Source organism: Mycobacterium sp. SP-6446, from assembly GCF_001954045.1.
Lineage (GTDB): Bacteria > Actinomycetota > Actinomycetes > Mycobacteriales > Mycobacteriaceae > Mycobacterium.
In genome coordinates this window covers 1-15160 of the sequence record NZ_MBEM01000049.1, presented here as the reverse complement: position 1 = coordinate 15160, position 15160 = coordinate 1, and the positions used below count along the sequence as shown (strand labels likewise).

The following is a 15160-nucleotide window of genomic DNA, read 5'->3' as shown; positions in this document are numbered from 1 at the left end:
CGGGCCGACGAGCAGTTGGCCGTGTTACGCGCGCTGTGGGCCGACCAGCCAGGCGGCGTGTCCCATCGCGGCGAGTTCTTCGACTTCGACGATGTCATGTGCTACCCCAAACCCGTTGCCGGCGAACGGCTCCCGATTCACATCGGGGGGCACAGCCGCGCGGCCGCGCGCCGCGCGGGACGTTTCGGCGACGGCTTTCAGCCGCTCGGCGTGACGGGTCCGGAGCTGGCGGCGCTCATCGCGCTGATGCGCGAGGAAGCGTCGTCGGCGGGCCGTGATCCGGCGGGCCTGGAAGTGTCGCTGGGTCACGCCGTCACCAAGATCGACGCCGACCGCGCCGGCAGCCTGATCGATCAGGGCGCCGACCGGATCGTGCTGTCGATGCCGCCGACTTCCAATATCGAAGAGGCCCAAGACATCCTGTCGGATTGCGCGCAACGGCTGTCCCTGATCCCGTCATGACCCTTTCAGCCGGCGACCGGGCCGGCCTCAGCGACCTGGTGCACCGGTACGCCGCGGGCGTGGATGATCGTCAATTCGACTCTGTCGCCGAACTTTTCACCACCAACGGCGAGCTGGCGGTGCCGGACCCCCCGTCCGCGCTGGAGCCGATACATTTGCACCGGGGTCCCCGGGCGATCGCCGCGGCAGTGGGCGCGGTCGGCGCGGTTGCGCGTACCGAGCACGCGATCGTCGGCGAGGTGTACGACGAGATCGCCCAACCCGGCCGCGCGCGGGGCCGCATCGCCTGCATCGCGCATCACTGGACCCAACGCCCCGACGAGGTTGTCGACGTGGTCTGGCATCTGCGCTACGACGACGATTATGAGTTGACCGACGCGGGTTGGCGCATCGGCCGCAGGGCGTTGACGATCAACGCCATCGAAACCCGGCCGGTGCGCCGATTGCGGCCGCACGACTCGGCCTAGGCCGCCTGGCAGAAGACTTTGCCCAAACTCACAGGGCACCCCAAGAAACCGCGTTTGCGGCGAAAATAGCGCAGTTTCTGGGTAGTTGCGGAGACGCTGTCCCGTGCCCAGGCGGATTTTGCCCCCCAGCAACTATTGCCGACGGCCGCAAGGGCCGGGCGGGTCTGTTTCGTCCCGATCGAGGCGGATTCGTACAAGCGCTATGGGGTAATTTCTGCCGCGTGACGAATACCGATCATCGGGCAGCACACGACGGCTCTGTATCGACACTGGCGGTGGGCACGCCGCTGACGTCAATCCCGGACTACCGCAACGAGATTCATACCGCCGAAGACACCATCGACGTCGAGGCCTACGGAGGCGGATTCGACCTCACCCGGCGGGCCACCGCTCCGAAGCTGCGCGTCGGCCGCGACAAGTGGTTCAACCTCATGTGGCTGATCCCCATCGGCTTCGCCCTGCTGGTAGCGGCGGTCGCGATCGGCAAGGGGCTGTACAACATGCCGGCGGTGCACGCGTTCATCCAGCGCTACCCCGGCGCCGACATCCCCGCCAAGACGCCCGGCGTGCCCGCGTGGCTTGGCTGGACCCACTTCTTCAACCTGTTCATGATGATGTTCATCATCCGGACCGGCATCCAGATTCTCTGTGACCATCCGCGGCTCTATTTCAGCCGCAACGCCACCCCCGGCAAGGATGAGTGGCTGCGGGTCGGCCCGCCGGTACCCGACGACGAGCTGTGGACCGCCAACGCCGACACCGTCGCGTTGCCGCCGCAGTTCGGGCTGCCCGGCTTCCGCCACTCGATCGGGTTGGCCCGCTGGTGGCACCTCGGAATCGACGTGCTGTGGTTGCTCAACGGCGCGGTCTTCTACGTGCTGCTGTTCACCACGGGCCAGTGGCGCCACATCGTGCCGACCAGCTGGGACGTCTTCCCCAACGCGGTGTCGGTCGCAATCCAGTACCTGTCGGTGGAGCACTGGCCGGCCGACAACGGATGGGTCGCCTACAACGGCCTGCAGGTGTTGGCGTACTTCACCACCGTCTTCATCGCCGCCCCGGCCGCGCTGATCACCGGCCTGGGGATGTCACCGGCGCTGTCGCAGCGCGTGCACTGGCTCAGCAAGCGACTGAGCATTCAACACGCGCGATCGCTGCACTTCCTGGTGCTGGTGTATTTCCTCTTCTTCATCGTCGTGCACGTGACACTGGTGTTCGCGACCAGCGCGCTGAAGAACCTCAACCACATGTTCGCCGCCCGCGACGACAACAGCTGGATGGGTTTCTGGATCTTCGCCGCGGCGATGGTGGTGACCGCCATCGCCTGGGTGTGGGCCACCCCGTTCACCATCAAGCACCCACGCGTCGTCCAGCGGGTCGGTTACGCGCTCGTCGGCCCGTTCCAACGGATACTGGAGCAGCTTGACCCCAAGCCCGGTGCTTTCACCGAAGAAGACATCTCGCCGCACCACTGGCGCAATGGCCGCCTGCCCGAGACCGTCGAGTACAAAGAGTTGGAGGCCAACGACTTTCGTGATTGGCGACTGAAGGTTTATGGCCTCGTCGAGCGCCCGACCGAGTTCTCGCTCGACGACTTGAAGGCACTGCCCTATCACGACCAGATCAGCCAGCACTTCTGCATCCAGGCCTGGTCCGGCGTGGCGAAGTGGGGCGGCGTCCAGATGCGGACCATCATGGACATCGTCAAGCCGCTGCCCGAGGCCAAATGGGTGGTGTTCTATTCGATGGGCCTCGGAGCCACCGGCGGCATATACTACAACGCCCATCACATCGGCCAGATGGATCACCACATGACGATGCTGGCCTACAACATGAACGACCAACCGCTCCCCTACATGCACGGCAAACCGCTGCGGTTGCGCAACGAATTGCAGCACGGCTTCAAGCTGGTGAAGTGGATCAAGGGCATCGAGTTCGTCGCCGACTACTCCGACATCGGTAGTGGTTATGGCGGCTACAGCGAAGACCACAAGTATTTCGGGCGTCACCAGACGCTCTAGGGCACAACGGCGCCGGCATTCCGAAGTCGTTTGGCGGGAAGCTTTTTCGGGTAGCTCGTGAAAAGGAGCTGCCCGGGCCAGCTGCGTGACGTCAGACAGCAGAGGAGGAGCCGATGAGGCACGTCTCGCGCGAGCTTTCCGGGCATGGCCTTACGACAGGGCGAGTCGCCGTTGCGGCCGCGGTGCTTGCGTTGGTGGTATGCGTGGCCAATTTTGCTTTGGGTCATGTCAACGCCGGCGTCGACGCGGCAATCGTGGGCCTGCTGGCCCTGGGCGCCGGCCTGGATTGGCTTGCCATGGACCGCAGGCGGATACGGCAAGCCGAGCGCGAATCGCTCGTCGGACGGTAGACGTTAGGGCCAGGACTCGTTCAGCTGGCGGGCGACATCGATGACTTGCGCGGCTTGGGACTGAGGCTTGTCGATTTCTTCGGCGACGTACATCGCGATGAAACGCCGAATCTCGCCGTCAACCCCGGCAAGGATGCGCAATATCTCGCCCCGAAAAGATTTGGACGACACGTTGACGGTGATATCGGACGGCCGCGGCTTCGCGACGTCGACGATCAGGAGCAGCGGCTCGGCGGCCCGTGCCGTGGCACGCAACGCGATGTCTCCGGAGACCACAAACCGCTGCTTGTCGAGCCGCAAGTCGAGGAGGAGATCGATCGAGAGCGGGATGTGTATGACGAACGTGATGCTGTCACCCAGCCGGCGCGTGACTCGCGGGTCGTGGATTTTTACGTTGGCGCTGACCTTGGCGATGCCGCCCGGCCCCTGCGCAATCGGCTCCATGGCGAACTCACTGCCCGCGATGTCGGCAAACGCGTTGGCGACGCGCTCGGGGGTCACGGCGACCTCGAAGAACCTGCGGCCGAACTCTTCGTAGGTGACATAATCGTGGTTCTGCATAGGCCTATACCGTCTCATGTCACCTGCCGAAACGGCCGCTGATCTGCTCGCGTCGCAGGAATTTCGGTCCGGATGCCCTGATCCCGTTGTGAACAACACCACACCCGGTCGCTTCGATTCGGTGTGTCGGCCGACGGCCTGGGACCCTGGAGGACTTGGAGGTGTTTTTCAGTCTTATGAGCGCCCACGAAGCTACCGAGTCGCGCTCGGCCACGTCCCCGCTCGGGGCACTGTTCACCTGGCTTGGCGGTGGACACTGGCACGAACTCGGCGAACGTCACGAGCGGTCCACCCATGCCGTCGCCGGCGCCGTCGTCCTGTTCGGGTCCGCGCTGGCCTGGCTGGTGGCGACCTTGGCCGTTTCGGAGTCGGCGAGCTGGCCGGTGCTTGCCATCGTGCCGCTGACGCTCTTATTCGGCTTGCTGGTCGGCGCGGTGACGCGGGGCACCGCCAGCGGGCCCGACGCCGGCCGGCCAGGCATTGCCGGCCGCGCAGCCGTCGCGATGGCGGTCGGCGTGGTCGTCGGCGAACTCGCCGCGTTGGTGGTGTTCTCCGCCTCGATCGAGCATCGCCTCGACGAGCGGGCCTTGCGCGGCGCCGACTCGTCGCCCGCGGTCGCGCAAGCGTCGGCATCGCTTCGACAGACGCGGGATGCGCGCACTGCGCTCGACAACGCGGTCGAACAGGCCCGCCTGCATCAGGACCAGGCCTTGGTGATCGCGCGCTGCGAATACAACCCCACGCCCGCGTGCCCACAGACGCGAATCACGGGAGTCCCCGGCGCCGGGCCTGAGACACGAACAGCCAACCAGCTTCTCGCCGATGCGCAGCGTGAGCTGGACACCGCGCTGGCGGGTCGCGACCGACAGGCTCCGGAGCTGGACGCCAAGGCCTCCCGCCAGGAACAGGCGCTGACCGAGGCACGCCAACACGTGGTCGCGGGCGCCGGCCGAGGGCTCGGCGCACGGTGGGTCGCAATGAACGACCTCACGTTCGCCAGCACCGGGGCACTGATGCTGCGGCTGCTGACGAGCGCGTTCTTCGTGCTGATCTACCTGCTGCCGCTGATCCTGCGGCTCTGGCGTGGCGAGACGACTCAGGATCGGCATGCCTCGGCGCGCGCGGAGCGCGAACGCGCCGAACTCGAGGCGGATACCGCGATCGCGGTCAAGCGGGCCGAGGTTCGCCGCGAGGCCGAAATCCTGTGGGCCGAGCACCAACTCACCCAGGCCCGCCTCGCCGTCGAGGCGCAGGCGGAAATCGACCGCGAACAGCAGCGCCGCCGGGTCGCGCAGGCCCTCGAGGCACCCCTGCGCGCGTCGGCGCAGCGTACGTTCGAGCCAGTGGAGGAAGACATGTACCTGCCAATCGCCGCGGAAGCGGAGGCGGCCAGCCGAGCACTCACCCAATTGCCGGCGAAGATCGAACCAGAAGGCGAGGTCGATGCCCACGATGAGCGCGCCACGCCGTTGATTCCGTCGATTCCGGACGCGACGAAGGCCGCGGCGCGCTGGATTCGCCCGCTGGTGCCGCCGTTCGTTGCGCGGGTGATCGACAACACCACCCAGCCGCTGCGTACTGCCCGCCAGGTATTCGAAGAGGTCGAGGAGATCACGTTCTCGCTCAAGCGGACTCGCAAGATCACGGTCGACTCCGAGAGTTCGGACCCCGCGGACCGGCAGCCCGCCGACGAGCGGTCCCGAGGCCGCATTCAGTCGTCGCGCGAAGGCCGCGCCCACGATGAGGTACGTCATGAGCCGCACTCATCGCGGCCGCTACCCGGTGGCGACGCGGAGGGTTTGTCACTCGCGGAGCGCGACCGCGAGCGGCAGTTGGTGGAGCGAAGCGGACCCCGTCGGCTCCGTGCGCCCGAAGGCCCGCGCGAACTGCCGCCCGCGGAATGACCGGCGGCTAGCCGACGGCCACGAGACGGAATACCAACTGGTGCAACGGTTCGTCGCGCCGGCATTCACCTGAGCCCGGTTCAATCGTTGCCGAAGGCGTCGTACAGATCGGGTAGGAAACCCGCCAGGTGATTCATCTCCTGGGCGCAATGCACCATCAGATTGCGAGCGTAGGACGCCGAGTTGCCGAGCACCCGTGACGCGAGGGGACGGACGGCACGCGACGCCACGCCGGGAGCGTTGCGCACGGCGATGTGCGGCCCGCCCATCCAGAACCGTGATCGCATTTCCGCCCCGCCCTGGGTCGCGCGGATCTGATGGACGAACCAGCCCGCGTCCACCGGGGCGTCGCCGGACCCCAACCGGGCACAGATCGCCACCGCATCGTCGTTATCTGCGGGCAGGCCCATGGTCGTCGGCGTGACGAATTGAATTGCGGCATTGAGCCTTGCCGAGCCGATGTACTCGCTGATCATCGACCAACGCCCGATGTAGCGCTGCGCGCCCGTACGGCCGGCGTCGTCGCCGTCTTTCCATCGTGCCGACAGGTGCGCACGTGGATGCCAGAGTTTGTATCGACGGGTGTCGCTGCCGTGCCAACCGAACCACCACGCCCACATCGCGGGCGTGACACCGGGCATGTCGGTGCGCACGGACACCTGCATGCTCCCGTCGTCGAGCACGCCGTAGCCGTTCTCCGTCTGCTGGTACCCCTCATCGGCGAGGCTCGCCGCGGACTCGAACGCCAGCAGCGCGGGCCCGGCCTGCGGACCATGATGTAACGCCTCGACGACATGCGATGGCAGCCTTGCCATCTCGGGCTTGAAGAACTTGCCGAACGGCGTCCGGGCGTCGTCGCCGCGATAGCCGAGGTAGAGTTCGCCGGCCATCAGACTCGTCCCATCCAGCTGTTGAACAATCCGTCGGGGTCGTAGGCGGCGCGCACCTTGTCCAGGCGAACCATGGCGTCGTCGCTGGCGAACCGGGCCGGCCGCTGGCCGAGGTTTTCGTCGGCGAGCTGAATTCCGGTGGCCAAGTGCGACATCGCCGCCATGTTGGATCGCGCCCAGTCGCCGTACTTCTCGTCGTCGGATTCGTTCTTCCAGGCTCCGTAGAGGGCCAGATACACCTCGTCTTCGATGCTGTAGGCCATGTCCGGGCGCTGTGGTGACGGCCCCAGTTCAGCCACAAGAAGTGCGACGGGTGGTCCGGGATTGTGTCGATGATGTTGCGAATTCCGGGCAGCAGGTCTTCGGCGGAGGCCGATGTCCACATGTTGTCCGCGGTGTAGCGATGGTCGGACAGGTAGTTGCTCATCACGGCGTCGTACCAGGTGGGCATATCGGTTGGCAGGTAGGGAACTTTGATCAGAGCTTTGTCGACAACCGGGACGGTGCCGAAGATCGCCAGCGCCTCCTCCGCTTCCTTTTCGGAATCGGCGAACGCCGGGGAGGCGAAGGTGATGGCCGGGCCGTCCAGGTTCATGCTCGGGACGCTTTTGCTTGCGACGATTTGCATTTCGACGCGTCGGTCGACCTCGGCGCTGACGTTGCGAGCCCAGGTGTAGATCTCGTCTGCCAGCTCGATCGGGTAGACGTACACGCTCGTACCGCAGGCGGCCGGACGCGGGAAGAGCTTGAGATAAAAGGAGGTAACCACTCCGAAGAAGCCCGGACCGGCCCCGCGTGCGGCCCAGTACAGATCGGGATGGTTTTCCGCGTCGCAGTGGATCTGTTCGCCGCCCGCGGTGACCACGTCGAGTCCAATCACGTTCTCGCACGCCAAACCCCAGACGCGGCTGTTCCAGCCGTAGCCGCCCTGAAGCAGATAGCCGCCGACGCAGACACCCTTGCAGTGGCCGGCGGGAAAGAACAGATTCTGGGCCTCCAGCTCGCTCATGAGCACGCTGCCGCCCTTCCCCGGTCCGACGACGGCGGTGGCCTTGTCGGCGTCGATCGTCGCGTGGTCGACGCCCTTCATGTCGAGCAGCAGGGAGCCGTCACGGAGATGGTTGGCCGCCCAGCTGTGCCCGCCCGACCGGATGCTGACCTTGAGGCCGTTGGCCCGGGCGTAGCGCAGCGCGCCGACGACGTCGTCGACGCCGGCTGCCACGACGATCACTTCCGGATAGCGCTCGGGGACACGTTGGTTCCACACGGTGCCGCGGCGAGCGGCTTCATACGCGTCGTCGCCGCGGAAATAGTGCCGACCTGCAGGTAGCGCACTCATCGGGAGCTCCTTTGATCCACAATACGGTTCTTTACGATCCGTAATGCGGAACACTATAGTGGGGTGGTGCCGCGCATGGAACTGAAATCTCAGACGAATCGTGACGAGGGCATCCAGGTGCTGCGTCGGGCCGCCGCAGCGCTGGATGAGATCGCCGCCGAGCCCGGGCGCCTGCGCCTCGTCGACCTCAGTGAGCGACTCGGGCTGGCCAAGTCGACCGCCCGCCGATTGCTGGTGGGCCTCGTCGAGGTCGGACTGGCCAGTGTCGATTCGCACGGCCGTTTCGCGCTGGGCGAGCGCGTGCTGGGATTCGGCGGCGGCGCCGGTGAGCGCGTCGCGGCGATCTTCCGTCCGACCATTGAGCGAGTATCGCGCGCCACCGACGGCGAGACCGTCGACCTGTCGATACTGCGTGGCCAGCGCATGTGGTTCGTCGACCAGATCGAATCGTCACACCGCCTGCGGGCCGTTTCGGCCGTTGGCCTCCGATTCCCGTTAGACGTCACCGCAAACGGAAAGGCGGCCCTCGCGGCCCTCCATGACGCCGACGCCGACGGCCTTATCTCCCGGTTTGACCCGACGGTCGCCGAAGGGTTGCGCCGCGAGATCGCCGAGATCCGCCGCACCGGAATCGCTTTCGATCGCGGGGAACATACCCCCGGCATTTCCGCGGCCGCGATCGCACGACGGGCGGTGGGTGACACCGTGGTTGCAATATCCGTGCCGGCACCCACCGAGCGCTTCCTCGAGAAGGAGCAGCGCATTGTCGACGCGCTGCGCGCGGCGGCCGGCGCGCCGGCGTGGACGCGTTGACCGCGCCACGACGCCGGCTGGCAAGCGTCACCGGAGAAAGTTCACCGTGCCATCGTCGGTGACGGAAGAAACTATCGCGCTCTTACGGTAGTGCCTGGTGCGCCGCGATCGCGTGGGCCAATGCAGCCGCAGCGGGAAAACATCACGCTCCGAGGGCTTTTGACTCGCTCGATGAGAGTTGGCAACGGCCGCGGTACCCCCCGGGACCCCGGCCGTGCCAAGTTCCTCATCGCCCCTCAACTCATCACCGCAGCCGACTCGGTGAATAGCGGTCCCCATTCGCGACGGGCCGCGGACTGCGCATCGGTGAAGCTGGTCGTCTTCTCGCCATCACCGGCCAGGTGGACCAGCGCCCACGCCATCGCAAACACCGGCACACGGTGACGCAGTGCCGCGCTGTGCAATTCGTCGAAAGCCGCGTCGGAGCGGCACCGACGGAGTCCGATGAGAATGCCCCGCGCGGTATCGAGAATGCGACCGGAGTTCGGGCCACACGTAGTCTGGGCCGGGACCCAGTTCGCCATCATGCTGCGGATACCTCCTGTTGACGCCTTGACGAAATCCACTACTCAGTGGAGCCAGGATCCCTTGCGAGTCCCCGCAACTCGCGACCCGATCCTTCAAAGGTGCCCTGTGCAATGATTTGTGGATCGACGTGGTTGTGCCAGACCGGCGCCTACATCGATACGCGGTTGTGATCGTGTTGAGATCGATCAGATGCCAAAGGCGCGGGCGCAGAACATGATTCGCGTGAGCCTATCAGCCGACCGGCTGATCGTGTTTCAACGAGTCGATCGCCGCTCGCAGCCTGTCCGTAACCTCTTCGGCGACGGGACGCAGCTCCGGCTCACCGGTAACCTCCACCAGCAGCCCAGGGTTCATCGCTTCGACGAGCACCGTGTCCGCATCATCGGGGTCCGCGCGCACGACGACGTTGCACGGAAGCAGCAGCCCTATCTGCCTATTCGCCTCCACTGCCCGATGCGCCAACGGCGGGTTGCAGGCGCCGAGGATCAGGTAGTTTTCCATGTCCTCGCCGAGTTTGGCTTTCAGCGTTGCCTTCATGTCGATCTCGGTCAATACGCCAAACCCTTGCTCCGCGAGCGCCTCACGAGTTCGCGCGACCGCGTCTTCGAAAGAGGCGCGCAGCGGTGTTGAGATCGCGATGTCCATCGATTTTCCTTCCTGTCCGGAAGCTGCCCGCGCGCGCCTCAGGCGAGCGCCAGGAACAGCTTCTCCAGCTCGGCTTCGCTCATGGGCGCCGCGCCGTCGACGGTGGTTCCCGCGACACAGTCCTTCAACCCGGTTGCCACGATCTTGAACCCGGCCCGGTCGAGGGCTCGGGACACCGCGGCGAGCTGGGTAACGACGTCCTTGCAATCGCGGCCCTGCTCGATCATCGAGATCACACCGGCAAGTTGGCCCTGAGCGCGCCGTAGGCGGTTCAGCACCGCCGTGACGCTGTCCCGATCGCCGACCACTGGATCCTCCGTTTCGTTGCGCTACCCCACAGGTACCCCATGGGGTATATCAGCAACCGCCACTATACCCCATGGGGTATCAAAATCAAGGGGCGGCCGCCGCCTCACAGAATGGCTCTGAGGTCCTTGGCCTTGGCGATGTCGTCCCAGTCGACGTCGAGCTCGAGCAGAATCTCCTCGGTGTGCTGTCCATGCTCTGGAGCACGCGCCGGCCCCGGCGGCGTTTCGTCGAATTGGACGGGTGCCGCGACGATCCGGTATTTCTCGCCGTGGTCGTCGACGTTGGTCACCACGTATCCGTTGGGTTCGACTTGTGGGTCGTTGAGGGTCTCCCGCGGCGTGGCCAGCGCGGCCCACACCCCTGGCTCGTCGGCCAGCACCTTCTGCCAGTGCGCGAGGTCATGGGCGGCGAACGTCTCGGCCACGATCTCGGTCGCCGCGGCCGCATTGGCGATCAGATTGCTCGACGGCACGAAGCGCTCGTCGGTGGCCAGCTCCGGCAGACCGATTCGCTCGCAGAATCCGGCCCAGAATTTGTCGGGCTGCAGGAAGACAAGCTGGATCCATCTGCCGTCCTTGGTCTTGTACCTATTCACGAGCGGATTGATGGCCAGCCCCGGCGGCGCACCCGGAATGCCGTCGATGTCGAAGAAATCGGCCGCGCAAATCGCCGGGGCGATGGCCCACATCGCCTGGGCCAGCAGCGACGAGTCGACGATCGTCGGCTCACCGGTGCGCTCCCGGTGGAACAACGCGGCGCACACGCCCCCGGCCAGGGTTGCCCCGCCCTGCAGATCCCCGAAACCGGGGCCCTGGACGGCGGGCGTTTCGGACCCGAACGGCGTCAATGTGTAGGCGACCCCGCCCCGCGCCAGATAGGTGGCGGCGTCGAAACCGCCGCGATCCCGGTCCGGGCCGCGCACCCCGAGGCCGGTCCCCCGCGCGATGATGATCTTCGGGTTGAACGCCCGGATGTCCTCGACGGTGAGCCGGGCCCGTTCGAGCGCCGCCGGCAGCCAATTGGTCAGGAAGACATCCGCACTGGCCAACAGCCGACCGAAGAGATCCCGGCCGGTTTCGGATTTGACGTCGATGGCGATGCTGCGCTTGCCGCGGTTGCCCAACTCGAGGATGAAGTCGGCGTCCGGGCGGGCGGCTTCGCGGGTGAAACCACCGACCACCAGCGCCCGTCCCGGATCCCCGGACGCGACGCCTTCCACCTTGATCACGTCGGCGCCCCAATCCGCCAGAGCGGCACCGGCCGACGGCACGTACGTCCACGAGGCCAATTCGACGACCCGGACCCCACTCAGCACGCCTGACATCGCCGATCCCCTCAGCCGCCACCATTTCTTGCTATTTTAGATATTCTAGCTACTCTAAGGGATACTGAGAGCCCGGCTGCAGCCACGCGCAGTTTTACGTGGAAGAGATGCGATGGAGCCGACCATTGACCCGATCCGAACGGCTTTGGGCCCCAACGTGGGTCGCTGACATAAGCGCGGGGACGAAGGACGGGCGATGGGCAGGGTAACGGGCAAGGTGGCCGTGATCAGTGGCGCCGCGCGCGGTCAGGGGCGGTCGCATGCGCGGATGCTGGCCGCGGAGGGCGCGGACATCATTGCGGTGGATCTGTGCGCGGACATCGACACCAACGAGTACCCGCTGGCGCGGCCGGAGGATCTGGAAGAGACGGCGCGCCTGGTCGAGAAGGAGGGTCAGCGCGCGTTCACCGCGATTGCCGATGTTCGCGACCGGGTGGCGCTGGCCACGGCGATCGACGAAGGTGTCGCGGAGTTCGGGCATCTCGACATCGTGGTCGCCAACGCCGGCATCTGTCCGCTCACCGCGGGGCTACCGCCACAGGCCTTCGCCGACGCGGTGGACGTGGACCTGCTCGGTGTGCTCAACCTGGTGCACGCGAGCCTCAAACATCTGCAGGCCGGGGCGTCGATCATCGTGATCGGGTCCAACGCGGCATTCATGTCGTCGATGAACACCACGGGGATCGACGGCGGCCCCGGTGGGGCTGGGTATGCATTCGCCAAACTCGCTGCCGCACATTACGTCAACGACTTCGCCCTGGCGCTGGCGAAGTTCTCGATCCGGATGAACGCCGTGCACCCGACGAATGTCAATACCGACATGTTGCACAGCGCGCCGATGTACCGGGCCTTCCGGCCCGACTTGAAAGAACCGACGCGCGAGGACGCCGAACCGGTTTTCCCCGTGGTGCAAGCGATGCCGATCCCCTATGTCGAACCCGAGGACATCAGCGAGGCGGTGGTGTTCCTCGCCTCCGACGCGGCACGCTACATCACCGGCCAGCAGCTGCGGGTGGACGGCGGCGGCTTCCTGAAGGTGAAGCCTTGGTCGGGTGCGTGACGGCAGTGGCACCAATCGGACTGCACCGCAGCGGAACTACGCGATGACCGACGCTCACCCCCCAGACGTACAGCGTGACATCTACGCGCTCATGGTCCTGATGAAGGCGGCCGATGACCGACTGTCCAAGGGCATCGGCACCGGAGAGTTCATGTGCGTGTATTGGCCCTCGCGCGGCCAGGAGGCGATCGCCGCAGCGATGGGCGTCTCGCTGCGAGATGACGACCAGCTGGTGACCACGTACCGGGGGCTGCACGACCTCATCGGCAAGGGGGTCCCGCTCGAGGAGATCTACGGCGAGATGATGGGACGCACGGTCGGCGCCGGCCGCGGCAAGGGCGGCACCATGCACATCGCCAAACCCGACAAAGGCGTGATGCTTTCGACCGGGATCGTCGGAGCCGGGCCGCCGGTGGCCGTGGGCCTGGCGATGGCCGCCCAGCGCAAGGGCATCGACCGCGTCACGGTGGTCAGCTTCGGCGACGGCGCCACCAACACCGGCTCGTTTCACGAGGCGGCGAACATGGCCGCGTTGTGGGATCTACCGATGGTCTTCGTGTGCCAGAACAACCAGTACGCCGAGATGACACCGACCACAGACACCATGAAGCTCGAACGGGTCGCCGATCGGGCCGCCGGTTACGGCATGCCGGGCATCCGGGTGGACGGCAACGACCCGCTCGCCGTGAAGTCCGCGCTTGACGACGCGCTGCGCCGGGCGCGCGACGGCGCCGGCCCCACCTTCATCGAGTGCGTGACGTTCCGCTTCCGTGGCCACTACTTCGGCGATCGGATGCCGTACATCCCCAAGGAGCAGCTGACGGAGGCGATGGCGGCCGACCCGGTGCCGCGGTTCCGCGGGCACCTCGCCGAGGCCGGCATCTGCACCGAGGACGAGCTCGACCGCATCGACACCGGGGCCCTCGCGACCGTGGAGGCGGCGTTGAAAACCGTTATGGGCGCGGAACCCCCGTCGAGCGACGAACTCGACCAGGACGTCTACGCAACCCCGATCAAGTTCCCGGTGTAAGGACATGGACGACAAAGAGATGACCATGCGCGAGGCGCTCAACCTCGCGCTGGACGAGGCGCTGGCGACCGATGACCGAGTCTTCTTGCTGGGCGAGGACATTGCCGATCCCGGGGCGTCGGGCCCGACCGCCGGGCTGTCGACGAAGTACGGCCACGACCGGGTCCTGGACACACCGATCTCGGAAGCCGCGATCGTCGGCGCGGCGATCGGCGCCGCCATGGACGGGCTGCTGCCGGTGGCCGAGATCATGATCATGGACTTCATCGGCATCGCTGCAGACCAGCTGATCAACAATGCCGCGAAACTGCGATTCATGACCGGAGGGCGCACGACCGCGCCGATCACCATCCGCACCCAGGTGTACGCGGGACTGGCCACCGGTGCCACGCATTCCCAGAGCCTGGAGGCGTGGTTCATGCACATCCCCGGGATGAAGGTGATCGTGCCCTCCACCCCCCGCGACGGCAAGGGCCTGCTGACCTCGGCGATCTTCGACGAGGACCCCTGCCTGTTCGTCGAGACGATCCGTCTGCAGGGCAAGAAGGGGCCCGTTCCCGTCGAGCCCGGGTTCTCGATTCCGCTCGGCCAGGCCGACATCAAGCGACCGGGCTCCGATGTGAGTCTGATCGCCTACGGGCGCGCCGTGCACGACGCGCTGGCGGCGGCGGACACGCTCGACGGTCAGGGCGTCAGCGCGGAGGTCGTCGACCTGCGCACCCTCCTTCCCCTCGACGTCGAGACGATCGTCGATTCCGCCCGCCGCACCCGGCGAGCCGTAATCGTCCACGACGCAGTGCAATTCGCCGGGCCGGGAGCGGAAATCGCCGCGATTCTGCAATCGGAGCTGTTCGGCGAGCTGGCGGCGCCCGTCGAGCGGGTCGGCGCCAGGTTCGTCCCCAACCCCGCCGCGGCCGCGCTCGAGGCGCAGGTGTACCCGTCGCCGGCCCGGATCGTCGCGGCCGCGCAGCGAACCCTGGACAGGGCGGAAGCGCGTGGCTGACTTCGTCATTCGCATCCCACGAGTGTCGGTGGCCGTCTCGGAAGCCGAGCTGACCGACTTCCTGGTCGATGCTGGCGAGCATGTCGAAGAGGGCACCCCGATCTACGTGATCGCCACCGAAAAGGTGGAACAGGAAATCGAAGCCGGGGCGTCGGGCACCGTGCAGTGGACGGGCCAGCTCGGCACCACCTACGACATCGGCGCCGAAATCGGCGTCATTACTTCATAATCGGCAAAGCGAAAGGTACGCACACACATGGACCTCAATGAGACCCGCGAGAGAATCATCTACGAAAAGGAAGGCCCCATCGCACGGGTCACGCTGAACTGGCCCGAGAAGGCCAACGCCCAGGACCAGAAGCTGGCCGAAGAGGTCGACGCGGCACTGCTGGACGCCGACCGCGACTACGACATCAAGGTGCTGATCCTCAAGGCCAACGGCAAGGGCTTCTGC

At 66.3% G+C, this 15160-nt stretch carries 17 protein-coding genes and 1 pseudogene; 11 read left to right on the top strand and 7 right to left on the bottom strand.

Translation table 11 applies throughout. The features are described 5' to 3' along the window. The 4 genes from A5736_RS03835 to A5736_RS03820 all read left to right on the top strand — a co-directional run. Nucleotides 1-462 (top strand): LLM class flavin-dependent oxidoreductase (locus A5736_RS03835; protein WP_139333120.1); only part of this gene is annotated, 462 nt, incomplete at its 5' end. After that, a complete protein-coding gene (locus tag A5736_RS03830; protein ID WP_076244618.1) occupies nt 459-929 on the top strand; it encodes a nuclear transport factor 2 family protein in 471 nt (156 codons plus the stop codon). The genes A5736_RS03835 and A5736_RS03830, both read left to right, overlap by 4 nt. A 275-nt stretch (nt 930-1204) precedes the next feature. After that, nucleotides 1205-2950: a molybdopterin-dependent oxidoreductase gene (locus A5736_RS03825; RefSeq protein ID WP_076244616.1), complete on the top strand. Its 1746-nt coding sequence runs from the start codon at nt 1205-1207 to the stop codon at nt 2948-2950. Between the two features lie 113 nt (nt 2951-3063). Continuing rightward, nucleotides 3064-3300: a hypothetical protein gene (locus tag A5736_RS03820; protein WP_076244615.1), complete on the top strand. Its 237-nt coding sequence runs from the start codon at nt 3064-3066 to the stop codon at nt 3298-3300. A 3-nt stretch (nt 3301-3303) separates the two neighbouring features. Here the strand turns inward: A5736_RS03820 and A5736_RS03815 are convergent, their stop codons facing one another. Further along, entirely contained in the window at nt 3304-3861 is a 558-nt protein-coding gene (locus A5736_RS03815) for a hypothetical protein (protein ID WP_076124285.1), read from the bottom strand. A 176-nt stretch (nt 3862-4037) separates the two neighbouring features. Between A5736_RS03815 and A5736_RS03810 the strand changes: the two genes are divergently transcribed. Beyond that, nucleotides 4038-5765, top strand: coding sequence for a DUF4407 domain-containing protein (locus tag A5736_RS03810; protein ID WP_076244613.1), 1728 nt, complete (start codon nt 4038-4040; stop codon nt 5763-5765). A gap of 80 nt (nt 5766-5845) precedes the next feature. Here A5736_RS03810 and A5736_RS03805 read toward each other — a convergent pair whose 3' ends face one another. Both A5736_RS03805 and A5736_RS03800 read right to left on the bottom strand, forming a co-directional pair. After that, complete coding sequence (locus A5736_RS03805; RefSeq protein ID WP_076244611.1) at nt 5846-6655, bottom strand: DAPG hydrolase family protein; 810 nt, start codon at nt 6653-6655, stop codon at nt 5846-5848. Continuing rightward, nucleotides 6655-7994: pseudogene (locus tag A5736_RS03800) on the bottom strand (FAD-binding oxidoreductase). Before A5736_RS03800 ends, A5736_RS03805 begins: the two are co-directional and overlap by 1 nt. A gap of 66 nt (nt 7995-8060) precedes the next feature. Here A5736_RS03800 and A5736_RS03795 point away from each other — a divergent pair. After that, complete coding sequence (locus tag A5736_RS03795) at nt 8061-8807, top strand: IclR family transcriptional regulator (protein ID WP_076244619.1); 747 nt, start codon at nt 8061-8063, stop codon at nt 8805-8807. 236 nt (nt 8808-9043) lie between these two features. Here A5736_RS03795 and A5736_RS03790 read toward each other — a convergent pair whose 3' ends face one another. The 4 genes from A5736_RS03790 to A5736_RS03775 all read right to left on the bottom strand — a co-directional run bounded on the left by A5736_RS03790 (nt 9044) and on the right by A5736_RS03775 (nt 11613). Continuing rightward, nucleotides 9044-9334, bottom strand: coding sequence for an ANTAR domain-containing protein (locus tag A5736_RS03790; RefSeq protein WP_076059932.1), 291 nt, complete (start codon nt 9332-9334; stop codon nt 9044-9046). 232 nt (nt 9335-9566) lie between these two features. Next, a complete protein-coding gene (locus A5736_RS03785; protein ID WP_076124274.1) occupies nt 9567-9980 on the bottom strand; it encodes a DUF302 domain-containing protein in 414 nt (137 codons plus the stop codon). Nucleotides 9981-10018: 38 nt separating this feature from the next. After that, nucleotides 10019-10288 (bottom strand): metal-sensitive transcriptional regulator, encoded by a 270-nt coding sequence (locus tag A5736_RS03780; RefSeq protein WP_076244609.1) that lies wholly within the window; start codon nt 10286-10288, stop codon nt 10019-10021. A gap of 104 nt (nt 10289-10392) precedes the next feature. Next, on the bottom strand, nt 10393-11613 hold the full coding sequence (locus A5736_RS03775) for a CaiB/BaiF CoA-transferase family protein (protein WP_076244607.1): 1221 nt from the start codon (nt 11611-11613) through the stop codon (nt 10393-10395). 196 nt (nt 11614-11809) lie between these two features. On the opposite strand from A5736_RS03775, the gene A5736_RS03770 reads away from it, so the two are divergent. The 5 genes from A5736_RS03770 to A5736_RS03750 form a co-directional block, all read left to right on the top strand. Next, nucleotides 11810-12673 (top strand): mycofactocin-coupled SDR family oxidoreductase, encoded by an 864-nt coding sequence (locus A5736_RS03770; RefSeq protein ID WP_076244605.1) that lies wholly within the window; start codon nt 11810-11812, stop codon nt 12671-12673. A 43-nt stretch (nt 12674-12716) separates the two neighbouring features. After that, nucleotides 12717-13703, top strand: coding sequence for a thiamine pyrophosphate-dependent dehydrogenase E1 component subunit alpha (locus A5736_RS03765; protein ID WP_076244603.1), 987 nt, complete (start codon nt 12717-12719; stop codon nt 13701-13703). A gap of 4 nt (nt 13704-13707) precedes the next feature. Beyond that, nucleotides 13708-14706 carry an alpha-ketoacid dehydrogenase subunit beta gene (locus A5736_RS03760; RefSeq protein ID WP_076244602.1) on the top strand — a complete coding sequence of 333 codons (999 nt, stop codon included), beginning with the start codon at nt 13708-13710 and terminating at the stop codon, nt 14704-14706. Next, the gene (locus A5736_RS03755) at nt 14699-14935 is read left to right on the top strand and encodes a lipoyl domain-containing protein (RefSeq protein WP_076059921.1); all 237 of its coding nucleotides are present in this window, start codon (nt 14699-14701) and stop codon (nt 14933-14935) included. Before A5736_RS03760 ends, A5736_RS03755 begins: the two co-directional genes overlap by 8 nt. A 27-nt stretch (nt 14936-14962) precedes the next feature. Then, nucleotides 14963-15160, top strand: a 198-nt coding sequence (locus A5736_RS03750) for an enoyl-CoA hydratase-related protein (RefSeq protein WP_254848275.1), incomplete at its 3' end; no start/stop codon positions are given.

Excerpts from the sequence above, each read along its gene's own strand:
- A5736_RS03830 (WP_076244618.1), top strand. The coding sequence starts at position 459 with ATGACCCTTTCAGCCGGCGACCGGGCCGGCCTCAGCGACCTGGTGCAC.
- A5736_RS03820 (WP_076244615.1), top strand. The coding sequence starts at position 3,064 with ATGAGGCACGTCTCGCGCGAGCTTTCCGGGCATGGCCTTACGACAGGG.
- A5736_RS03815 (WP_076124285.1), bottom strand. The coding sequence starts at position 3,861 with ATGCAGAACCACGATTATGTCACCTACGAAGAGTTCGGCCGCAGGTTC.
- A5736_RS03810 (WP_076244613.1), top strand. The coding sequence starts at position 4,038 with ATGAGCGCCCACGAAGCTACCGAGTCGCGCTCGGCCACGTCCCCGCTC.
- A5736_RS03805 (WP_076244611.1), bottom strand. The coding sequence starts at position 6,655 with ATGGCCGGCGAACTCTACCTCGGCTATCGCGGCGACGACGCCCGGACG.
- A5736_RS03790 (WP_076059932.1), bottom strand. The coding sequence starts at position 9,334 with ATGATGGCGAACTGGGTCCCGGCCCAGACTACGTGTGGCCCGAACTCC.
- A5736_RS03785 (WP_076124274.1), bottom strand. The coding sequence starts at position 9,980 with ATGGACATCGCGATCTCAACACCGCTGCGCGCCTCTTTCGAAGACGCG.
- A5736_RS03775 (WP_076244607.1), bottom strand. The coding sequence starts at position 11,613 with ATGTCAGGCGTGCTGAGTGGGGTCCGGGTCGTCGAATTGGCCTCGTGG.
- A5736_RS03770 (WP_076244605.1), top strand. The coding sequence starts at position 11,810 with ATGGGCAGGGTAACGGGCAAGGTGGCCGTGATCAGTGGCGCCGCGCGC.
- A5736_RS03765 (WP_076244603.1), top strand. The coding sequence starts at position 12,717 with ATGACCGACGCTCACCCCCCAGACGTACAGCGTGACATCTACGCGCTC.
- A5736_RS03760 (WP_076244602.1), top strand. The coding sequence starts at position 13,708 with ATGGACGACAAAGAGATGACCATGCGCGAGGCGCTCAACCTCGCGCTG.